The 20,045-nt window shown below is 64.2% G+C and carries 22 protein-coding genes and 1 pseudogene; 10 read left to right on the top strand and 13 right to left on the bottom strand.

All coding sequences use genetic code 11. The features are described 5' to 3' along the window. Positions 1-204 precede the first annotated feature (204 nt). Positions 205-1,166, top strand: a pseudogene (locus tag KB879_RS20550) (GNAT family N-acetyltransferase). Between the two features lie 95 nt (positions 1,167-1,261). Here the strand turns inward: KB879_RS20550 and KB879_RS20545 are convergent. Beyond that, a complete protein-coding gene (locus tag KB879_RS20545; protein ID WP_041228555.1) occupies positions 1,262-1,552 on the bottom strand; it encodes an excalibur calcium-binding domain-containing protein in 291 nt (96 codons plus the stop codon). 79 nt (positions 1,553-1,631) lie between these two features. Further along, entirely contained in the window at positions 1,632-2,090 is a 459-nt protein-coding gene (locus KB879_RS20540; protein WP_211979685.1) for a MarR family winged helix-turn-helix transcriptional regulator, read from the bottom strand. 68 nt (positions 2,091-2,158) lie between these two features. Here KB879_RS20540 and KB879_RS20535 point away from each other — a divergent pair, with 68 nt between their 5' ends. Together KB879_RS20535 and glnA are read left to right on the top strand one after the other, a co-directional pair. Next, complete coding sequence (locus KB879_RS20535) at positions 2,159-2,638, top strand: PaaI family thioesterase (protein WP_041228554.1); 480 nt, start codon at positions 2,159-2,161, stop codon at positions 2,636-2,638. Between the two features lie 150 nt (positions 2,639-2,788). Beyond that, a complete protein-coding gene (gene glnA, locus KB879_RS20530) occupies positions 2,789-4,264 on the top strand; it encodes a type I glutamate--ammonia ligase (RefSeq protein WP_013952263.1) in 1,476 nt (491 codons plus the stop codon). Positions 4,265-4,343: 79 nt separating this feature from the next. On the opposite strand, the gene KB879_RS20525 is transcribed toward glnA, so the two are convergent. Both KB879_RS20525 and KB879_RS20520 read right to left on the bottom strand, forming a co-directional pair. After that, positions 4,344-5,519, bottom strand: a complete 1,176-nt coding sequence (locus KB879_RS20525; protein ID WP_013952262.1) for a M20 aminoacylase family protein — start codon at positions 5,517-5,519, stop codon at positions 4,344-4,346. 7 nt (positions 5,520-5,526) lie between these two features. Then, positions 5,527-6,582: a tripartite tricarboxylate transporter substrate binding protein gene (locus tag KB879_RS20520; protein ID WP_249221171.1), complete on the bottom strand. Its 1,056-nt coding sequence runs from the start codon at positions 6,580-6,582 to the stop codon at positions 5,527-5,529. Positions 6,583-6,639: 57 nt separating this feature from the next. On the opposite strand from KB879_RS20520, the gene KB879_RS20515 reads away from it, so the two are divergent. Next, on the top strand, positions 6,640-7,551 hold the full coding sequence (locus KB879_RS20515; protein WP_013952260.1) for a LysR family transcriptional regulator: 912 nt from the start codon (positions 6,640-6,642) through the stop codon (positions 7,549-7,551). 98 nt (positions 7,552-7,649) lie between these two features. Here KB879_RS20515 and KB879_RS20510 read toward each other — a convergent pair whose 3' ends face one another. Continuing rightward, positions 7,650-8,567, bottom strand: a complete 918-nt coding sequence (locus KB879_RS20510) for a LysR family transcriptional regulator (protein WP_211979684.1) — start codon at positions 8,565-8,567, stop codon at positions 7,650-7,652. Between the two features lie 279 nt (positions 8,568-8,846). Here KB879_RS20510 and KB879_RS20505 point away from each other — a divergent pair, with 279 nt between their 5' ends. Genes KB879_RS20505 through KB879_RS20490 form a run of 4 tightly spaced genes read left to right on the top strand, consistent with a single transcriptional unit; the run spans position 8,847 to position 12,429 of the window. Continuing rightward, on the top strand, positions 8,847-10,049 hold the full coding sequence (locus KB879_RS20505; RefSeq protein ID WP_211979683.1) for a CaiB/BaiF CoA-transferase family protein: 1,203 nt from the start codon (positions 8,847-8,849) through the stop codon (positions 10,047-10,049). A gap of 13 nt (positions 10,050-10,062) precedes the next feature. Continuing rightward, positions 10,063-11,016, top strand: a complete 954-nt coding sequence (locus tag KB879_RS20500; RefSeq protein WP_013952257.1) for a hydroxymethylglutaryl-CoA lyase — start codon at positions 10,063-10,065, stop codon at positions 11,014-11,016. 19 nt (positions 11,017-11,035) lie between these two features. Continuing rightward, positions 11,036-11,422, top strand: a complete 387-nt coding sequence (locus KB879_RS20495; RefSeq protein ID WP_153953858.1) for a VOC family protein — start codon at positions 11,036-11,038, stop codon at positions 11,420-11,422. A 38-nt stretch (positions 11,423-11,460) separates the two neighbouring features. After that, positions 11,461-12,429: a tripartite tricarboxylate transporter substrate binding protein gene (locus KB879_RS20490; RefSeq protein WP_013952255.1), complete on the top strand. Its 969-nt coding sequence runs from the start codon at positions 11,461-11,463 to the stop codon at positions 12,427-12,429. 47 nt (positions 12,430-12,476) lie between these two features. Here KB879_RS20490 and KB879_RS20485 read toward each other — a convergent pair whose 3' ends face one another. Both KB879_RS20485 and KB879_RS20480 read right to left on the bottom strand, forming a co-directional pair. Beyond that, positions 12,477-13,631 carry a glycerate kinase gene (locus KB879_RS20485; RefSeq protein ID WP_211979682.1) on the bottom strand — a complete coding sequence of 385 codons (1,155 nt, stop codon included), beginning with the start codon at positions 13,629-13,631 and terminating at the stop codon, positions 12,477-12,479. A 31-nt stretch (positions 13,632-13,662) separates the two neighbouring features. Continuing rightward, positions 13,663-14,619, bottom strand: a complete 957-nt coding sequence (locus KB879_RS20480) for a D-2-hydroxyacid dehydrogenase (RefSeq protein WP_013952252.1) — start codon at positions 14,617-14,619, stop codon at positions 13,663-13,665. A 341-nt stretch (positions 14,620-14,960) separates the two neighbouring features. On the opposite strand from KB879_RS20480, the gene KB879_RS20475 reads away from it, so the two are divergent. Further along, positions 14,961-15,671: a DUF899 domain-containing protein gene (locus tag KB879_RS20475; RefSeq protein WP_013952251.1), complete on the top strand. Its 711-nt coding sequence runs from the start codon at positions 14,961-14,963 to the stop codon at positions 15,669-15,671. Between the two features lie 19 nt (positions 15,672-15,690). On the opposite strand, the gene KB879_RS20470 is transcribed toward KB879_RS20475, so the two are convergent. Next, the gene (locus tag KB879_RS20470; protein WP_013952250.1) at positions 15,691-16,065 is read right to left on the bottom strand and encodes a VOC family protein; all 375 of its coding nucleotides are present in this window, start codon (positions 16,063-16,065) and stop codon (positions 15,691-15,693) included. A gap of 334 nt (positions 16,066-16,399) precedes the next feature. Here KB879_RS20470 and KB879_RS20465 point away from each other — a divergent pair, with 334 nt between their 5' ends. Next, the gene (locus tag KB879_RS20465; RefSeq protein ID WP_013952248.1) at positions 16,400-16,879 is read left to right on the top strand and encodes an SRPBCC domain-containing protein; all 480 of its coding nucleotides are present in this window, start codon (positions 16,400-16,402) and stop codon (positions 16,877-16,879) included. A 48-nt stretch (positions 16,880-16,927) separates the two neighbouring features. Here KB879_RS20465 and KB879_RS20460 read toward each other — a convergent pair whose 3' ends face one another. From KB879_RS20460 to KB879_RS20440, 5 genes are all read right to left on the bottom strand, one after another. Beyond that, positions 16,928-17,164, bottom strand: a complete 237-nt coding sequence (locus tag KB879_RS20460; RefSeq protein WP_013952247.1) for a hypothetical protein — start codon at positions 17,162-17,164, stop codon at positions 16,928-16,930. An 87-nt stretch (positions 17,165-17,251) separates the two neighbouring features. Further along, positions 17,252-17,905 (bottom strand): TetR/AcrR family transcriptional regulator, encoded by a 654-nt coding sequence (locus KB879_RS20455; RefSeq protein ID WP_013952246.1) that lies wholly within the window; start codon positions 17,903-17,905, stop codon positions 17,252-17,254. 13 nt (positions 17,906-17,918) lie between these two features. Continuing rightward, complete coding sequence (locus KB879_RS20450; protein ID WP_013952245.1) at positions 17,919-18,296, bottom strand: nuclear transport factor 2 family protein; 378 nt, start codon at positions 18,294-18,296, stop codon at positions 17,919-17,921. An 18-nt stretch (positions 18,297-18,314) separates the two neighbouring features. Continuing rightward, on the bottom strand, positions 18,315-19,100 hold the full coding sequence (locus KB879_RS20445; RefSeq protein ID WP_013952244.1) for an SDR family NAD(P)-dependent oxidoreductase: 786 nt from the start codon (positions 19,098-19,100) through the stop codon (positions 18,315-18,317). 39 nt (positions 19,101-19,139) lie between these two features. Next, positions 19,140-20,012, bottom strand: coding sequence for an alpha/beta fold hydrolase (locus KB879_RS20440; protein WP_211979681.1), 873 nt, complete (start codon positions 20,010-20,012; stop codon positions 19,140-19,142). Positions 20,013-20,045 lie beyond the last annotated feature (33 nt).

The following is a 20,045-nucleotide window of genomic DNA, read 5'->3' as shown; positions in this document are numbered from 1 at the left end:
CGACGGGTCCATGTTCAACGGGTGGCGACATATGGCTGCGCGATAAGGAATGATGATCGACTCTACCACGACCAATCGGTTGGCCGTTCCGGGTCTCCCTGAAGCGCTCCAGCAGGTGATCGATGATCGGGCAAGCCAAGACCTTGATTAAGTTGCGACTCACAACTATATTGGTTGCGAAACGCAACTCATAGGAGGGCGCCGGTGGACCTTGTCGATATTCCAGCCAAGTCTCGAGAAGCGACGATTCTCGAACTTCGCGACTTTTCCCGAAGACTGGTTCGCGAGCTCGGTTTCATGCGAGCCACCCTGGCCGATAGCGACCTTGCCCCGTCGGCGGTTCACGCGATCATGGAAATCGGGGCGCAGCCAGGGATCAGCGCAAAGGATTTGGGCAACATCCTGCGCCTGGACAAATCGAACACGAGCAGGCAGGTCGCAAGGCTGGCGCACTCGTGGAGCGCAAGACCGCAAGCGAAGATGCACGTTCATCCGAGCTGTACCTGACCGAGGCCGGGCAGAAGCTTAGAAAGAAGATCGACCGCTTCGCAACGGATCAGGTGTCCAACGCGCTTCGGCGGATGGTTCCGGCTGACCAGCAGGCCCTGGTCCGCTCTCTCGCGCTGTACGCCGACGCACTTACGCAAGGCAACGCGGTCAAGACCGCCCCCGCAGATGCCGTGCCCGGACGGATCCTGGAGGGCTACCAACCCGGCTGCATTGGTGACGTGGCAAGCTTGCACGCCCGGTTTTACTCGGAGCATTGGGGCTTCGGCGCGTTCTTCGAAAAGAAGGTAGCGACAGAGCTTGCCGAGTTTATCGGCAAGATGCCAGCCGATGATAAGGCCCTGTGGCTCTACGCCGAAAACGGCCGGTCGCTCGCCTCGCTCGCAATCGACGGGGATGATGAACAGGGCATCGCCCATTTGCGCTGGTTCATTGTGGATGACACATTGCGTGGTTCCGGTGTCGGACGGCAACTGATGTCACACGCGATGAAATTTGTCGACGAGCGATATCGCGAGACCTACCTATGGACGTTCAAGGGATTGGATGCGGCACGCCATCTATACGAGTCATTTGGTTTTCAATTGGTGGACGAATCCGAGGGGACGCAATGGGGAACCCGGGTCACCGAGCAACGGTTTAGCCGTTGCCTGGCATGAGCCCAGCCTTGATGCGACCGCTGACCTGCCCTTGTCTTCATGAGTAATGTCGCCGTGCAGGCGTGAGCCGCAGAGCGTGGCCCGGCAACGGCGCGTCAAAACATACACTGGAGGGGTGGCGTCTCACATGGAATACCGTCGCCATCCCCATCCATCTTTACCGCCGGGCAGTTTTTCAGATAGAAGCGCGCTTCCGCGCAGGATGCCATCTGGCTGCAGTGCTGTTTGCCCTCGCAGCGAAATGCCGGTTCCGCCGTGGCTGCCACGGCTGAAACCTCGATCTGCTGTGGCTCGGCCTGGGCAACGGGATTTACCAGAGGCGCGTGCGTTTTGTAATAGATGAAGGCGGCCGCGACGGTCGCAACTACCAGCAAGCCCTTATACATGTTGACCCCTATCCTTCTTTTTCTTTTTGGAAATGGAAGGATGCCACAACAGCGTCGTTGTCGGTCAGGCGCCCTGCCGCTACTCTGCCAGCCTTGCCGCGACCTCGCCTACCATGTCGTGCAACTCTGAGCCCAGCTTTTGCTGCAACGCGCGGTGGGCGGGCTGCCACAGCGCCAGAGCCTGCTGCAACTTAAAGGCGCCGGCCTCTGTCAACCACACCGCGCGGCGGCGGCGATCCGCTTCGGACGTGACGACTTCCACCAGCCCCGTGCTGACAAGCTGATCCACATTCCTCGACATTGTCGATTGATTCAGTCCGGCTCGTTGCGCCAACGAGCCAAGGGTGTCGTCTGTTGCTGACGCGATCAGGCACATCAATCCAAATTGCGTGCTGGACAGGCCAGACGAAGCCAGGGCCTCATCCAGCTCCGCTGTAATTCTGCGCGCCAACAGGCGCGACCACCAGCCGAGATCGACATCGAGAACCGCAGCGGCGTCTGCGCGCAGGCTCCTGGCTCCTTGCCTTCGCTTTTCCATGTCGATACTATATGCAGATGCATTGTTTGTATCTGCATATAATACCAACGAAGAGGAGATCTGACGAGATGGAATATCGATATGGCCTTGCCTCACCCGCCGACGTCGCAAACATGAACGGCCGGGCAATTCTTCAAGCCATTGTGGACGGTCACCTGCCACAGCCGCCTATCTCACAGGTCCTCGACTTCTGGTTAGTTGAGGTCGGCGACGGATTCGCCGCGTTCGAAGGCGAGCCGTCGTCCAGACTGCTCAATCCAATGGGTTCGGTGCACGGCGGATGGCCTCTGACGCTGATTGACAGCGCAGCCGCGTGCGCAGCCAACTCCCTTCTTCCCGCCGGCACTGGTTACACCACTGTCGAAACCAAGGGAAATTTCTCCCGGCCGATCAAGCCTGATACAGGCAGGGTCCGTGTCGAAGGCCGCGTTGTCAGCCACGGCCGTCAAATCATTACCGCGGAAGCTCGCGTGCTTGCGAGGGACGGGCGCGTCCTGGCCCATGGCACGTCTACGCTACTCGTGCTATCGCCTGCGCGGGAACAATAGGCGAACCAAACGAAAGTCTGGGGAAGCCGGCTTGAGTCAGGCTGACGACCACAGCCATTCGGCAATGGCTGCAGGTTGGTGAGGCGCTTTCCATTCGGAATCTGACAGGCTAATGTTGAATGATGTTGCTGGCGGACGATGGAGGCGGATATGGGCATGGTCTCAATAGAACCCGGCAGCTATCACGTTGCGCCGCCGCAAAATCCCGGCGAAGTCATCGATCTGATCCGGACGCACGCAATCCAGGTCGTTGACCTCAGGTTCACCGACTTGCCCGGCGTGTGGCAGCACTTCTCGATCACGCTGCCGGAAGTCAACGACGACTTGTTCTCGGCCGGCATCGGCTTCGACGGGTCTTCCATTCGCGGGTTCCAGGAAATCCATGAGTCCGACATGCTAGTCAGGCCTGACCCGGCCACGGCATTCATCGATCCGTTTTGCGCAGCACCAACGCTGGCGCTGATCTGCGACGTGCTGGACCCTGTCCTGCACCAGCCGTACTCACGCGATCCGCGCCACATCGCACGCAAGGCAGAGTTGTATCTCCGGCAAACCGGTCTTGCCACGGTTTGCTACCTTGGCCCCGAACTGGAATTCTTTATTTTCGACTCCATCCGCTTCGGACAGGACCAGCACTCTGGCTACTACCATGTCGAATCCGCCGAAGGCGAATGGACCTCGGGCCGTGACGAAGGCGCCTATGGTGGCGGCAATCTCGGCTACAAGCAGCGCTACAAGGGAGGGTATTTTCCCGTGCCGCCGAGCGATACGCTGCAGGACATCCGCTCCGAAATCGTGCTCGCGCTGATGCAGGCCGGCATCCAGGTCGAGGTGCATCACCATGAGGTCGCCACGGCCGGCCAGAACGAAATCGACATGCGCTTTGCGCCACTGATGCGCATGGCAGACAACGTGATGATGTACAAGTACATCTGCAAGAACGTTGCGCGCCGCCACGGCAAGGTCGCCACCTTCATGCCCAAGCCCCTGTTTGCCGACAACGCGAGCGGCATGCATTGCCACCAGAGCCTCTGGCGCGACGCCGAGAACCTCTTCTATGACAAGAACGGTTGGGCGCAGACGTCCCAGATGTGCCGTTGGTATATAGGCGGCTTGCTCAGCCACGCCCCCGCGCTGATGGCTTTCTGCGCACCGAGCACAAACTCCTATAAGCGACTGGTGCCCGGATACGAGGCGCCTGTCAATCTGGCCATGTCGCAGCGCAACCGATCCGCCGCGGCCAGGATTCCAATGGTTTCGGATTCCCCGAGCGCCAGGCGCGTTGAATTTCGCTGTCCTGACCCGTCGGCCAATGCCTACCTCGCCTTCTCGGCAATGCTGCTCGCCGGCCTGGACGGCATTGAAAACCAGACGGACCCCGGCGACCCGCTCGACAAGAACATCTATGATCTGCCACCGGAGGAAGCCGCCCGCATCCGGCAGGTACCAGGCTCCCTCGAAGAGTCGCTTTGTGCGCTGGAAGCCGACTCAGCGTTCCTGCGAAAAGGTGATGTTTTCACTGAAGACCTGATCAGCACCTGGATTGACTACAAGCGCACGCGCGAGATCGATACATTGAAGGTGCGGCCGCACCCGTGGGAATTCCAACTCTACTTCGACATTTGATCACCGTAGGTGGCGCTGGGACGACGAACGCTGGCGGCCCAGCCGGTGATGGAAGACTGTGCATCCCGCCGGCCGATCGTTAGTCCACGAGGAAACGTTCGCATAGCAGGGCCCAATACGCCGCACCGACAGCAATGTTCCCGTCATTGAAGTCGTAGCCGGGATTGTGGACCGAGCAGCCTCCGACCTTTCCGCCTTCGCCGTTTCCAATCCACAGGTAGCAGCCGGGCACGGCATCCAGCATGAAGGCAAAGTCCTCACTGGCGGCAATGGGCGACGCCTGGCAATTGACGTGGCTCGGGCCCAGTAACTCCAGGGCGACCTGGCTCGCGAACGCCGTTTCAGCCGGCGTATTCACCAGGACTGGGTACCCGCGCTGATAATCGACCTGCGCCGTGACGCCATAGCTCTGCGCCTGCGCCGATACCAGATCCCTGACACGCTGTTCGATCTGCTCTCGCACATCGCGGTCCAGTGCGCGGACACTCAGCCTGAGCACGGCATGCGAGGGAATGATATTGGAGACGGTACCGGCCTGGAACGCGCCCACGGTAATGACCGCCGCTTGCAGCGGATCGACATTGCGCGCCACGATGGTCTGCAAGGCCATCACGATGGAGGCGCCGGCCACGACAGGATCGGCCGCGTGGTGTGGGATCGCTGCATGGCCACCGACGCCTTCCAGCGTAATGGTCACGTTGTCGGCCGAAGCCTGCGCCGCGCCCTCACGCAAGAGCAGACGGCCCGATGCGGTGCCCGGTACATTGTGCATGGCGAAGACGGCATCGCAAGGGTACTTCCTGAACAGTCCGTCCTCCATCATCTTCTTTGCACCGCCCAACCCCTCCTCTGCCGGCTGGAAGATAAGGTTCAGGGTTCCACTGAAACCGCCGCGCCGGGCGAGATACTTTGCTGCGCAAAGTATCATGGTGGTATGCCCATCATGCCCGCAGGCGTGCATTACGCCGGGATGGCAACTGGCATAGGGGAGCCCTGTGGCCTCTTCTATCGGCAAGGCATCCATGTCGGCGCGGATGCCAAGGCTGCGGTTGCCCGTACCGCGTCGAAGGCGGGCGACGACACCCGTTGTCCCCAGCCCGCGCTCGACCTCATAGCCCCATTCGGCGAGCAGGCTGGCCACGATGTCGCTGGTGCGATGTTCCTCGAAGCCGAGTTCCGGATGCCGGTGCAGGTCACGGCGAACTGCTACGAACTCTTCGGCGCTGTCCCGCAGCGCGGCCAGGATGGGATGCATGGCGTCCTTATTGCGGCTGCAAGCCGATGGCGCGGGCAATGCCGCGGTATTGTTCGATGCTCTGCTGATAGGCCTTCTGACTTTCTGCAAGCGACACCGGCTTGGACGCAGGCAGGTTCGCGGTATCCAGGCTGGCACGCACCGAGGGGTCGGCCAGCGTATGCACAATCGCGTTGTGCACTGCTTGCACAACCGGCTCGGCAGTGTCCTTCTTCACGAAGATCCCGGCCCAGGTTGAATAGTTGAAGCCCCGCAGCGCCTTGCTTTCATTGACGCTGGGCACCGACTTCACTGCATCCACGCGTGTGGGCGACAGGACCGCCAGCATCCTGACCTGGCCGGTGCGCATGCGTTCGATATCAGGCTTGCCAAACGGCGAGATAAAGATATCGACGATTCCGCCAACGAGGTCCTGGATCACGGGCGCGCCGCCCTTGTATGGCACGTGAGTCATCGGCGCTCCGATGGTTTGGGACATATGCGCCCCCAGGAGGTGATAGAGCGAGCCGATGCCGACGCTCGCGTACGTCAGTGGTTTGCCGGCCTTGGCTGCCTGCGCGGCATAGGCGGCCAGTTCGTCGACATCCTTTACCGGCAGATCCCTGCGCACCAGGATGGCAAGATCGACAGCGCCGACCATATGCACCAGCCGGAAATCCTCGCTCCTGAATTTGATTGCGGCATTGGCCAGCGGCGTAGTGATGAGTTCGCCGGGCCCTGCCTGCAATAGCAAATGGCCGTCGGCCGGTGCGTGAAGGACCTTCTGCGCGGCAATTGCTCCACCAGCTCCCCCGAGGTTTTCGACGATGACCGGCTGCCCGAACTGCCGGGCGAGGGGCCCGTTCAGGTTCCGGGCAACAACGTCGGAGAGGCCGCCCGCCGGGAACGGCACCATCAGCGTTACCGGCCGGTCAGGAAAGCCGTGTGCCGGCGCCAGGCCGGCAAAAAGCAGTGCTGCAACCAAGCCGCCGAGCCAACGGCGGCCGACGTTCTTGAATCGGGTCATGGCTGTCTCCTCAATCCGTGTTCTTGTGGAATCGGATCGTAAAGTGCCATCCATCATGCGTCCAATGCATTATCAGTCTAAAATTTATTCAAAAATCTCATTACAAAGTGCGCAATGCATCTCAAACATCTCAAGCATCTGCTGATGGTGGCGGATATGGCATCCTTCAGCCAGGCGGCGCAACGCCTGCACCTGACCCAGTCCGCGCTGAGCCGGAGCATCCAGACGTTGGAGGATGAACTGGGAGGCCGCCTGATCGACCGGCACGGCAAGCGCAATGTGCTGACCCCATTGGGGGAGCTGATTGCCAACCGGGCCCGGCGCATCGTGTTCGAGGAAGCGGAACTGCATCGCAGCGTCGAACTGTTCCACCACCACCACCTGGGTGCCATCCGCGTCGGCCTGGGCGCCGGGCCGGGCGCAGTGCTGGCGACGCCGTTTCTGCGATTCATGGCCAGGCACCATCCCGGCATACAGGTCAGCGTGTCGCTTGGTACTTCCGATGCGCTGATGATCCAACTGCGTCAGCGATCGCTTGATGCAGTCGTCGTGGAGGTGAGCAGCGTGGCGCCAGCAACGGACCTTCGCCACGAGTTGCTGAACGCGTTGCAGGGTCGCTTTATCTGCCGCACAGGACATCCGCTTGTGCAACAGGCCGCCGGCGGAGACGCTGTGACGTTTGACGATGTCATGCGTTATCCGCTGGCTTCCGCCCCGCTCAGCACGGAAGTCGCGCGCAACCTCGTGAAGCGCTTCGGACCGCGCGCCGATCCGGAGCATTGCCTGAGCCTCAGGTGCGAGAATGTCCGGAGCCTGGTCGAAGCTGTGCTGGATTCCGACGCGATACTGTTCAGCATCGTCGCGGCAGTGCGTGCGGAGATTGCCGCAGGAAAACTATGCGAACTGGACACTACCCCAGCGGTCGATGACGGCCCCCGCTATGCCTTTTTCACCCTGGCGGGGCGAACCGAGGCACCGAGCATGGAAATATTCCGGAAATTCATGGACGAGCATTTGCGTGACTAGCCGCCGCTAGGCGCACCGTCATCTCCTGGCAGGCCGTGCTGACGGTGAAATGCGTCCTGTGGGCCGTCGGTGACCGGCATCACGGCACATCCATGTCATCAACAACTCGCGCTGGCCGACCCCGCTGCGCGCAGATGCTCCAGGAGCGTCCTTGCCTCCGGCAGGAGACCCGCTTCGTCCCTCACGCCCAGCCAGAGAATGCGTGATGCCCAGGCGTCGGACAGGTAGACGGCATGCAGCCCGGCACCCAGCAGTTCGGGCCGGACCGCGCCATCTGGCAGGACGCCGATGCCCAACCCCGCCTCGATCATCCGGCAGATCGCATCGAAGCTGCTGACCTGGATCCTCAGCCGCACGACCTTGTCCAGTGCCGATGCAGCGGCGGTCAGACGCTGCAGCAGCGAGCTGCCCTGGTTGAGGCCGACAAAGTCGTACTCCAGGGTTTCGTCGAAACTCACTTCCGAGCGCCCGGCCAGCGGATGTCCGGCAGGCACCAGGACGACCAGGCGGTCGCGCCGATAGACGGACTTCCTGATGTCATAAGCCGGCACGTTGTCGGCCAACACGCCGATATCGGTTTCACCGGACAATAGCGCCACCACCACGTCCTGGCTCAGGCGCTCCTCCAGGCTGATCCTGATCAGCGGCTGCGAGACGAGGAAGCTTGCCAGGTCGTGCGGAAGAAACTGGATCACGGCTGACGTATTGGCCCAGACCTTGACGTGTCCGCGCACGCCGGTGGCGAAGTCGCTCATCTCGCCCGCCATCTGGTTGACCTTGTCGAGCACCATGCGCGCATGCTGGACCAGCTCATGGCCAGCGGGCATCAGCTCAAGCCGACGCCGAACGCGCAGGAACAGTGCGCATCCCACCGTGCGCTCAAGGTCCGCGATCCGTTTGCTCAGGGCCGAGAGCGTCATGTGTGACTTGTTCGCCGCCTGCGTCAGCCCGCCGCACTGGGCCACCAGCTGGAAGACACGCAGGGACTGGAGATCGAAATGGGCAGGATTGATCATCGTATTGCACTGGCGAAGCGCGCTGACCGGGTTGAAAGTCAGGAAAGGCTAGTAAGCCGATCGCGCCTTGTCAAATGGCACGCCCGCCCCCCGGCATCTCAATGCAAGCCTTGATCCGCCTGGGATAGCTGGCAAAGCGGCGGGTTGTGCCGGTCGCGGGGCTCCCTAGCGGCAACACGGGCCACCTTTTCCTGCAAGGAAAGGACGGTTGAGAATCCATCGATTACCAGGCAACGGCTTTTGACCCACTATCTCCAGCACACAGCAGGAGCTATGGAGATGGAAACAAGCAAGTCAAAGCCCCTTGCCGGCGTACGCGTCCTGGAACTGGGGCAACTGATCGCCGGGCCGTTTGCCGCGCGCATGCTGGCGGCGTTCGGCGCGGAAGTCATCAAGGTCGAGCCGCCCGGCACGGGCGATCCGCTGCGCAAGTGGCGGCTGTTGCATGAAGGCACCTCGGTCTGGTGGGAGGCACAGTCCCGCGACAAGCAGTCCGTCACGCTGGACCTGCGCACGGCGCAAGGCCAGGAAGTCGTGCGCAAGCTGGCCGCGCAAAGCGACGTGCTGATCGAGAACTTCCGCCCGGGCACGCTGGAAAACTGGGGCCTGGGCTGGGACAGCCTGCGGGCGGCCAACCCCGGGCTGGTGATGCTGCGCGTGTCCGGCTATGGCCAGACCGGGCCCTATCGCGACCGGCCGGGCTTCGGCGTCATTGGCGAAGCGATGGGCGGCTTGCGCCACCTGAGCGGCGAGCCGGGCCGCACCCCGGTGCGCGTGGGGGTATCGATCGGCGACTCCCTGTCCGCCCTGCACGGTGTGATCGGCATCCTGCTGGCGTTGCGGCAGCGGGAGCAGAACGGCGGCCAGGGCCAGGTCGTGGATGTGGCCTTGTACGAGTCGGTGTTCAGCATGATGGAGAGCCTGTTGCCGGAATACTCGGTGTTCGGCACCGTGCGGCAAGCGGCCGGCAGCAGTCTTCCCGGCATCGCGCCCACCAATGCGTACCGCTGTGCCGACGGCAAGTACGTGCTGATCGCCGGCAATGGCGATGGCATCTTCAGGCGGCTGATGGATATGATCGAGCGCCCCGACCTGCGCGACGACCCGGCCCTGGCCCACAACGACGGCCGGGTCAGCCAGGTTGCGATGCTCGACGCCGCCATTGGCGAATGGGCGGCACAGCGCAGCCTCGAAGCGGCCCTCGACGCCCTCAATGGCGCCCGCATCCCCGCGGGCAAGATCTACGACATCGCCGATATCGCCAGCGATCCGCACTACCGCGCGCGCGACATGATCCTGGACGCGCAATTGCCGGACGGCACACCCGTCCAGTTGCCCGGCATCGTACCGAAGCTGAGCGCCACCCCCGGCGCACTGCCCAACCCCGCCCCCGCGCTTGGCCAGCATACCGACGCGGTGCTGGAAGGCCTTGGCATCGGCGCGGCGCAGCGCGAGGCATGGCGCGCGGCAGGGATTATCTGACAAGGAGACCGGCATGACTGCCAGAAAGGTTTACATACATGAAGTCGCCACGCGAGACGGCTTCCAGAACGAGGCCCGCTTTGTCGAGACCGATGACAAGGTCGCCCTGATCGACGCCCTGAGCGCATGCGGCTATGCCAGGATCGAGGTGACTTCCTTCACCTCGCCTAGGGCGATTCCCGCGCTGCGCGACGCAGAAGCGGTGATGCATCGCATCGCGCGGCGCGAGGGTGTGGTCTACACGGTGCTGGTGCCGAATGTGCGCGGCGCCGAGCGCGCGCTTTCCTGCCAGGTGGACGAGGTCAACCTGGTGATGTCGGTCAGCGAAAGCCACAACCGCACCAACCTGCGCATGTCGCGCGAGCAATCGTTTGCCCAGCTTGCCGACGTCATCCGCGTGGTGAGGGAGACGCCGACCGCGATCAACATCTCGCTGTCGACCGCAATGGGTTGCCCGATGGAAGGCGACGTGCCGCTGGAAAACGTGCTGGGCTGGATGCAGCGCTTCGCTGACCTGGGGGCTCACGGCGTGACGCTGTGCGACACCACCGGCATGGCGTTTCCGTCCCAGGTCGCCAGGCTGTGCGAAGCCGCGCGGCGGCAGTTCCCCAGCCTGGCGCTGACCCTGCATTTCCACAATACCCGGGGCCTGGCGCTGGCCAACACGCTCGCCGCGCTGGACCAGGGCATCGACCGCTTCGACGCTTCGCTGGGCGGCCTCGGTGGCTGCCCGTATGCGCCGGGCGCGACCGGCAATGTCTGCACCGAAGAACTCGTCCATATGCTTGAACTGGACGGCTATGACACCGGCGTCGACCTGGCGGCCATCCTCGATGCCGCCGCGCGCTTGCCAGGCCTGATCGGCCATGACGTCCCAAGCCAGCTGCTGAAGGCCGGCCGCCGCCTCGACCTGCATCCGATGCCTGCCGCCGACGCGATCCCCGAACAGCGGGCTTTCCAACCCTGACACCTGCCTGGAAACCATCATGTCCCTGATCGATCATCTTGACCATCTGGTGCTCACCTGTGTTGACCTCGAAGCCACGCGGCACTTCTATACCGAAGTCATGCAGATGCAGCCTGAAACCTTCGGCAACGGTCGCCTGGCTTTCCGCTTCGGCAACCAGAAGATCAATCTCCACCAGCGCGGCGCCGAGTTCGAGCCCAAGGCACACCTGCCCGTTCCCGGCGCACTCGATCTCTGCTTTATCGCTTCGGTCCCGCTCGACGGCGTCATCGCCCATCTTCAGCGATGCCAGTGGCCCATTGTCGAAGGACCTGTGGCGCGCACCGGCGCCACGCAGAAGATCCGCTCGGTCTACGTGCGCGATCCGGACCTGAACCTGATCGAGATATCAGAACTGGTCGACTGAAGATCGGCCAACCCGACAAATCGATGGAGGAGACCCCCATGAAACGCATGACGATCGCCGCGGCCGCCCTGGCAGCCCTGGCTGCGGCCGCCCCGGCCCATAGCGCCAACGCCTACCCCAGCAAGCCGGTCACCCTGGTGGTGCCCAGCGCACCGGCCGGATCCACCGATATCGTGGCCCGCCTGGTTGGCGAACAACTGCAGGCCGCACTTGGCCAACCCGTGGTGGTGGACAACAAGCCCGGTGCCAGCGGCAATATCGGCACCGAAGCCGTGGCGCGGGCCGCGCCGGACGGCTATACGCTGCTGCTCCAGTATTCCGGCTACCACGTCGGCAATCCGGCGCTGTTCCCGCAGATCCGCTGGAAGCCGTCCAACTTCGTCCCGGTGGCGCTGGTCATGCGCGCGCCGCACGTCATCGCCGTCAGCGGCAAGCTGCCCGTGACATCGATAGCCGAACTGGTCGCCTACGGCAAAAGCAATGGCAAAGGCCTGTTCTATGCCTCGTCCGGCAATGGTTCGATCCAGCATATCGCCGGCGAGATGCTGGCGCGGCAGACCAGGGTGCCGATGACGCACGTACCGTACAAGGGCGCCGGGCCCGTGATCACCGACCTGATCAGCGGGCAGGTCGACATGTTCATCACGACCCCGCCCAGCGTGATCGGGCATGTGCAAGCGGGCAAGATCAAGGCGCTTGCCTATGCCGGACCGAAGCGCCATCCCTCCATGCCCAATGTGCCGACCACCGCGGAGGCTGGCCTGCCAGGGTATGAGGTGGAGTCCTGGTTTGCACTGTTTGCGCCGGCGAATACCCCGCCGGCCATCGTCGAGCGCTTGTCCCAGGAGGTGAAGAAGATCGTGGCCAGCGACACGTACAGGAAGAAGATCGAGGAACAAGGCGCCTTCGCTGCCTACATGGGGCCGCAGGAGCTGGGCAAGTTCATCGATCAGGAACTGGCATCCTGGTCGCGTGTGGTCAAGGCATCGAATATTCGCGCGGACTAAGTATCGTCGATGCGTGGAAGGTCTCCCCAGGTGGGGAGACTTTTTTGCTATACGCCCGGGCGGTTTTCCTGGCGGCTGGCCGCGAGGTAAAGGCGGGCAAGCTGGCACGCAGCATCCTCAAGCAATGCCGCCGCATGCTCCATCGCAAAGCGGATCGATACCGGCCCCTGCTGGATCGAGATGCACCCGTCGAAGGCGTCGGCCAGCCCGGCATCGGGCTCGACGGCCCCCGAGAGCAGCGTCACCGGCACACCCGCCTGGCGCGCCATGCGCGCGATCATGGCAGGACCTTTTCCCATCATGGTCTGCGCATCGGACCGTCCCTCGCCGGTAATGACCCAGTCGAAGGCGCCGAGTCCGGCATCGAGGCCGGCAGCTCCCAGCACAAAGTCCGCGCCGGGAACGATCTCGGCGCCGAGCAGGCGCAACGAAAAGCCGATGCCGCCGGCAGCGCCGCTGCCTTGCGCATCGGCAACATCCTGCCCGACGACGGCCGCACATCGCTTTGCAAACCGCTCCAGCCGGGCATCCGCAGCGGCCAGGTCTTGCACGCCCTTCTGCGGGCCGAAGACAAAGGTCGCACCGTTTGGCCCGCAGAGCGGATTGTTGACGTCGGACAGGCCCAGCAGCCGGACTCGGCCAAGCTGCGCAGGCTGCAGATACGTTGCGGCGCAGATCGCGTCCAGCGTATCCAGGGTTGGCCACAATGCGTTGCCCTGCGCATCGGTAAAGCAAAAACCGGTTTCCGCCAGCAGGCCGGCCCCTGCGTCATTGGTGGAAGATCCGCCCAGTCCGATCACGATGGTATCGACACCCTGCTCAGCGATCGCGCGGATGACATGACCGATTCCCCTGGTCGTGCGTTGCCCCGGCGCCACCAGGGCGTGCGGAAGGCCGACAATCTCAGCCACCTCGACGATCGCGAGCTCGCCAAACTCCTGCGTCCGGCCGCGGAAGTACCGCACCGGCTTTGGCACGCCATTGGCATCGGTGGCAACCACCTCCTGCCACACGCCCACAAGCGAGGCCGCCAGGACTTCGGCGGTCCCTTCGCCGCCATCGGCAATCGGTGCCACGGTGACATCCGCACCAGGCACCGCGCGCCGGATGCCGGCGCGGATGCAATCCGCCACCTCAGTCGCGCAGAGGCTGCCTTTGAACGAGTCAGGCGCAACCAGCACCTTGAGTCCTGCTGATTTCATTTTGGGCTCCATCCATCGTTGGCGGGGCACCTCATCCGCCCACCACGTTCCTGGGCGCTCCTTGCGCGAAGGCACAGATATTGTCGATAAGCTGGTCGGCCAGGCCTTGCACGGCCTCGTCGCTGGCCCATGCAACGTGCGGGGTCAGGATGAAGTTCGGCGCATCCTTCAACTGATGGAACGGGTGTTCCGCGCCGGGCGGCTCCTGCGTCGCAACGTCAAAGCCGGCCCCGGCCACCATTCCGGATTGCAGCGCTTCCACCAGCGCCGCTTCATTGACCAGCCCGCCTCGGGCGGTGTTGATCAGCAACGGACGCCGTTCCATCTTCGAGAACTCAGCGGCGTCGATCAGGTTGCGTGTCTGCGCCACCAGCGGGCAATGCAAGGTGATGATGTCGCTACGACGCAGCACCTCGTCGAAAGGCGTGTAGAGCGGGCCCATGCCCTCGCGTCCCTTGTGGGCCGCAAACAGCGGTCGCATGCCCAGCGCACTCGCCATCCTGGCCACCGATTGGCCGAGCACGCCGTCGCCGATGATGCCAAGCACCGACCCGTGCAAGTCCTTGATCGTGTAGTCAAAGAAGCAGAAGGATCCGGATTCCTGCCAGCGGCCGCGCCGGACCGCATCGTGGTAGGCGGCCAGGCTTCGCCGCAGCGCGAAGATCAGGGCAAAGGTATGTTCCGGCACCGTATGGACGGCATAGTTGCGGATGTTGGAGACGACGATGCCGCGGGCGGCACAGGCTTGCAGGTCGACGACATCGGTGCCGGTTGCCGCGATGGCGATGAGCTTCAGGTTCGGTGCCTGCTCAAGCTGCCGGGCATCCAGCTTCACCTTGTTGATGATGACCACGTCCGCGGCGGCAATGCGCGCGGCGACGTCCTCGTCAGCCGTTTCCCCGTAGAGTTCAAGCTCATGCGGGAACGGCAGCGCTCGCAGCGTGGTCTGCGGCGAGATGGTGGAACGGTCCAGGAATACGATCTTCATTGCATGGCTTCCAGGTTTGCGGGTCGGCCGCAGCGTGCCGATGTGAGGCACGGCTCATCGCACTGGCGCGTAAGGACGGGCTGCGGTCGAAGGGCGGCAGGCATCTGCCGCGCTATTGCGCCACAGACATGATGAGGGGAAGGCAGGCCGGGCTGGAATCGCGGCTTTCTCCACCGTCCTTTCTCAAATGGAAAGGGACAGGCAGCATCGGCCCTGCATGGCGCGGAACATTTCGGCCCGGGCTGACACGAACTACGAGAGGGCCGCGGAAATGTCGTAGCAGCGCGACGGCATCACATTTCCTGGCCATTCGCGGTAGCTATCCTGGCAGGGGGACCGAAATGAACACCACTGCAAAACTCATTCCCTCAACAGAGCTGGCGCAACAAAACCCCGTCCGGTTTCCCAATGAAAGCGCGGAGTACCGCAAGGCGCGCAATGCGTTGCTTGCGGAGGAGATCGAGCTGCGGCGCCACATCGAGCGCGTGGCCGAACAGCGCCGCGGCCTGCCCGCGGGCGGCGAGGTCGCAAAGCGCTATACCTTCCAGGGAGAACGCGGTCCGGTCACGCTGGCCGAACTGTTCGGCGACAAGGACACCCTGGTCATCTACAGCTATATGTTCGGACCGCAGCGGGAACAGCCTTGCCCCATGTGCACATCGGTGATGGCGTCGTGGGATCACAAGGTTCCGGACATCGAGCAGCGCGTGGCGCTGGCGATGATCGCCCGCTCACCCATCGATCGCCTTGTCGCCGCCAAGAAGGCACGAGGCTGGACCAAGCTGAAGGTCTATGCGGACGTGGATGGCGATTTCACCCGCGACTATGTCAGCGCCGAGGATGCCGACGTCCCCGCCTACTCGGTCTTTACGCGCCGGGACGGCAAGATCCGCCATTTCTGGAGCAGCGAGATGTACGCCCTCTCGGCCGACCCGGGTCAGGACCCGCGCGGCGCGCCGGACCTGGATCCGCTGTGGACCCTGCTGGACACCACGCCGGAAGGCCGGGGGGCGGACTGGTATCCGAAGCTGGGATACCCGGAAGGGAAATAATCGTCCCTCGATGGAAGGGTCAGGCTTCGGGTTGGTGGCAAACCACTTCGATGTTGTGCCCGTCCGGACCAATGACGAACGCTGCGTAGTAGTTGGCGTGGTAGTGCGGGCGCAGACCAGGCGCACCATTGTCTTTGGCACCCGCCTCCAGGGCCGCGCGATGGAAAGCTTCGACTTGCTGGCGATTCTCGGCCGTGAACGCCAGGTGTAGATGCGCCGGCTTCTCCTCGGTCTGGAACAAGCACAATGAAGCCTTCCCCTTTGGGCAAAGCTCGACACCATACGTTGGCGGCCCCTCCGAGGCAACAGCTACGCCGAGCGGTTCGAGTGCCTTGAGGAAGAACGCCTTGCTCGCTGCATAGTCGCTGACTCCGAATTTGACGTGGTCAAACATGAGTTCTCCTGAAGTATGTAGGCCTGCGCGCGGCCCGACGTTTGCGAGAGACTGATCTTCCTCAAGGTCCGCGCCGCCACCCCGGAGTTTGGCGTTGAACCAAAAAAAATGCCAGCCATCCCGGATGGCCGGCACCAAGCTCACAGCAGTTGGAGACTGAGACCCCGCCGCGCGCCGCCGCCGCCGGACAGCGCGCCCTCGGGGCAAGCCTCAATCTGCATGACCTCGACGACTTCGCCTTCGTCCACCCGGACTCGTCCGTTCGGGGTATGCGAAGCCCACATGCACGGCTCTAGTGTGTCCCTTCCCAATGACTTTCATGAAGGAGGGGCCAATGGCCAAAGCGGAGAATCTCGTGACGTCGATCCAGGTGGAGATCGACGCGCCGGTAGCGCTGGTGTGGGAAGTGCTGACCGACTTTGCGCGCTACGCGGAATGGAATACGTTCTGCCCGGGGCTGGAGACCACCGGTCGTCTCGGCGACATGGTGTACATGCAGGTGCGTATCCCGGGCACCGACCAGGTCATCCCGGTCAACGAGTACCTGGTTGCGTGGGAGCCGGAGCGCCTGCTCTCGTGGGAGCAGCGCCCCACCGACGAGAACAAGGATGCCGCCCGGCGCGACCAGTACCTGGAAGCCGCCGGACCCGGGCGCACCCGCTACTTCACCACTGACCTGTTCCTCGGGCTGAACGCGGAGACCATCATGCGCGAGCACGGTGCCTGGGTGAAGCAGGGCTTCGACCAGGTGGCACGGGACGTCAAGGCGCGCGCGGAAGCGCTGAATGCGCAACGGCAGGCTGGCCGGCGCTGACAGGCAGATGCTGGTCGATCGGCCTGCATCTGCAGGCCGATCGACCGGTCATTGCGGAGGTCTCTGGCTCAGCACCACCAACGCCGCGGTGCCGCGGCTGCGCACGCAGGCGTCGTTGCAGTGGTCCTGCGCCGCGTCGGCGGAGGCCACGCTGACAGCGGGCATCTCGCCCTGGCTGCCATGCGCGGTGGCAAGGTCGCCGCCCACGGCAATCGCCCAGGCCGCGCCCATCGCGGCGCCGGCACCGGCCAGGCCCGCCGCCCAACGAAATCCGAGCCGCTTCATCGCTGTCTCCTTCGCACCCTTGCTGGGTTCCCATACTTTTGAAAGCATCGTAGTCAGCGCCGGCCCGAAACTCTTCGTCCGAGCAGACTAGGGGGTATCCCGCAGCAGCGCCGGATCGAAAGTGGCGTCGGGTCGACAGGAAGGGATAGCGGACAGGGACGGATGCGGCGGCACATCAGGTCCTTGATACAGCCGGGCCAGCGCTGCGGCACAGCCGGACAGCCCGGACGGGGCCAGGTGCATGGCGTGCGCGCTCAGCAGGCCCCACAGGTGCGCCACCAGCAGGCTGGCCAGGCCGGGGGCCGGCAGCAGGCCAGCGAATGTTGCGCGCAGCGTCTCGACGCCCGTCAGCACGCGGGCGCGCAGCGGGCAAAGCTCGCAGTCGTCGCCGCACTTGTGCTGCAGCAGCGCCGCCAGCAGGCTGACGTGGCGCGCCAGGTCATCGCCATGGAGCAAGGCGGCCAGCGCTTGCTCCAGCGTGCCTGGCCCGCTGCCGGCGCGGCCCTGCGCCAGCAGCGCGAGGCGGGCGGTGAAGTCGGCTTCGGCGCACGACAGCAGCGCGCCCAGCAACTCGGTGCGGGAATGGAAATGCCCATAGACGGCCCCGCGCGTCATGCCGATGGCGCGAGCCACGTCGTCCACGGTGACGCAATGCAGGCCGCGGTGCCGGATCAGCTGCAGCGCGCTGGCCAGGATGCGCGCCCGCGTGACGGCGGCATCCTCGCGGGTGTGGCGGGCCATGGGCGCGGCCGGCCTACAGGAAATGCACGTCGTCCGGCCCCCAGTGGGCGCGCATGCTGCGGATGCGGCCATCCGCGCCGAACGTCATGATGTCGGTCACGTCGATGCGGGCCGGCCGCCCTTCCAGGCGGGCGCGCACGGCAAAGGTCAGCGCGGCGGAGTCGCCGTGCGAGCCGCGCGGCGGCACCACCACCTCCAGGCGCGCGCCCAGCGCGGTGGTGTGCTGGTAGAAGGCCAGGATGGCCGGCTTACCGGCGATCGGCTGCGCGCCGACCGGGTCTTCGACGGTGGCATCGTCGGCGTAGAGCGCGGCAACGCCCTGCGCGTCACCGGCATTGAAGCGATCGACATAGGCGAGCAGCGTGGCTTTCATCGCGGCGCTATCGGGCATGGAGTTCTCCTTGTGGTTCTAGCGTGCGGTGTAGCCGCCGTCGATCACCAGCTCGGCGCCGGTGACATAGCGCCCGGCGTCGGACACGAGGTACAGGATGCCCGCGGCGATGTCGCGCGGCTGGCCCACCTTGCCCGCGGGAGTCTGCCCGCCCAGGTAGTCAAACAGCGCCTCGCTCTGCCCCGAGGCCTGGGCCACGTGTTCGAGCATCGGCGTGCGGATATAGCCGGGATGGATGGAGTTGGCGCGAATTCCTTTGCCGGCGTAGAGCATGGCATCGGTCTTGGCCATCATCCGCACCGCGGCCTTGGACGCGTGATAAGGCGGCACGTCCGGCCCACCGGCGATGCCGTACATCGACGACACGTTGACAATGGCGCCGCCGCCGGTGCGCTCCATGTGCCCGATGGCGTGCTTGGTGCACAGGAAGGTGCCGGTCACGTTCACTGCCATGACCTGCTGCCATTGCTCCAGCGCCAGCTCATGGGTCGGCGCATTGGGCCCTTCGATGCCGGCGTTGTTCACCAGGATGCCAAGGCCGCCAAAGCACGCCGCGATCTCCGCGAACACGCGCGCCACGTCGCTTTCGCTGGTGACGTCGAGCTTCCAGAACGCGGCCTCGCCGCCCTCGGCGCAGATGGCTTCCGCGGTCGCCTTGCCGTCGGCTTCTAGTACGTCAAGCACCGCGACCTTCGCGCCGGCAGCTGCCAGCACGCGGGCGGTTTCCGCGCCGATGCCGCGCGCGGCACCGGTGATGGCTGCAACCTCGCCACGCAGGTCGAACAGGCTATACGGGTATTCCATGATGTCTCCTGGGTCTTGTTGTGTGGGCGTGCGAGCCAATTATGCCGCGCCGCCCTGGGCGGTATCCGCCAGGAAGCCGAGACATTCACGGTTGAAATAGGCGGCGTGCTCAACCATCACCCAGTGGCCGCAGCGGTTGATCATGACGAAGCGCGCGTCGGCGCAGCCGGCCAGGAATTTGGTGGCGCCCGAGGCAGGATTGAAATGATCCTCCGTGCCCCAGAAGCCAAGCACCGGGCACCGGATCTCGCCCAGCCGCGCGGTCAGGTTGGGCACCTTCATGGTGGCCAGCACCTCGCGCGGCTGCTCGCTGCACACCGCCATGCGCTCGTCGACCAGCGCGTCGGTGACCAGGCTGGCGTCATGCACCAGCAGTTGCAGCAGCTGCCGCATGGTGTCCGGGTTCATGTGGCCGCCGGTAAACAGCGACACCATGCGCTGGATTCCCTCCATCTGGAAATAGGTCTCCCGCTCTTCCACGCCGCCGGGCGCCATCATCACCAGGCGGCTGACATGCTCCGGGAAGTCCAGCGCGTACTGCAGCGCGATGGCCCCGCCAAGCGAATTGCCCACCAGCACGCAGCGCGGCAGCTCCAGTGCCAGCAACTGCTCACGCAGCGCGGTGACGAAGAAGTCCAGGGTGTACTCGACATCGTCTGGCTTGGACGACAGGCCATACCCGGGCAGGTCCACCACCACGGTGCGAAAGCCCGCCTCGGCGAAGGCCGGCGCGTTGTGGCGGAAGTTGCTGTGCCCGCTCGCGCCCGGCCCGCTGCCGTGGATAAAGACCAGCGGCTCGCCGCTGCCGGAGTCCAGGCAGTGCAGGCGCAGGCCCGTTGACGTGGTGGTGAAGCGCCCGACCGGCAGGTTCGGGTGTGGGGACAAAGGCGTGTGCTGTGACGTAGCGGACATGAGGGCGTCTCCCGTGGTTTGCCCAGCATATTG

Source organism: Cupriavidus sp. KK10, assembly GCF_018223725.1.
Lineage (GTDB): Bacteria > Pseudomonadota > Gammaproteobacteria > Burkholderiales > Burkholderiaceae > Cupriavidus > Cupriavidus necator.
This window is presented reverse-complemented; position numbering and strand designations above follow the sequence as displayed.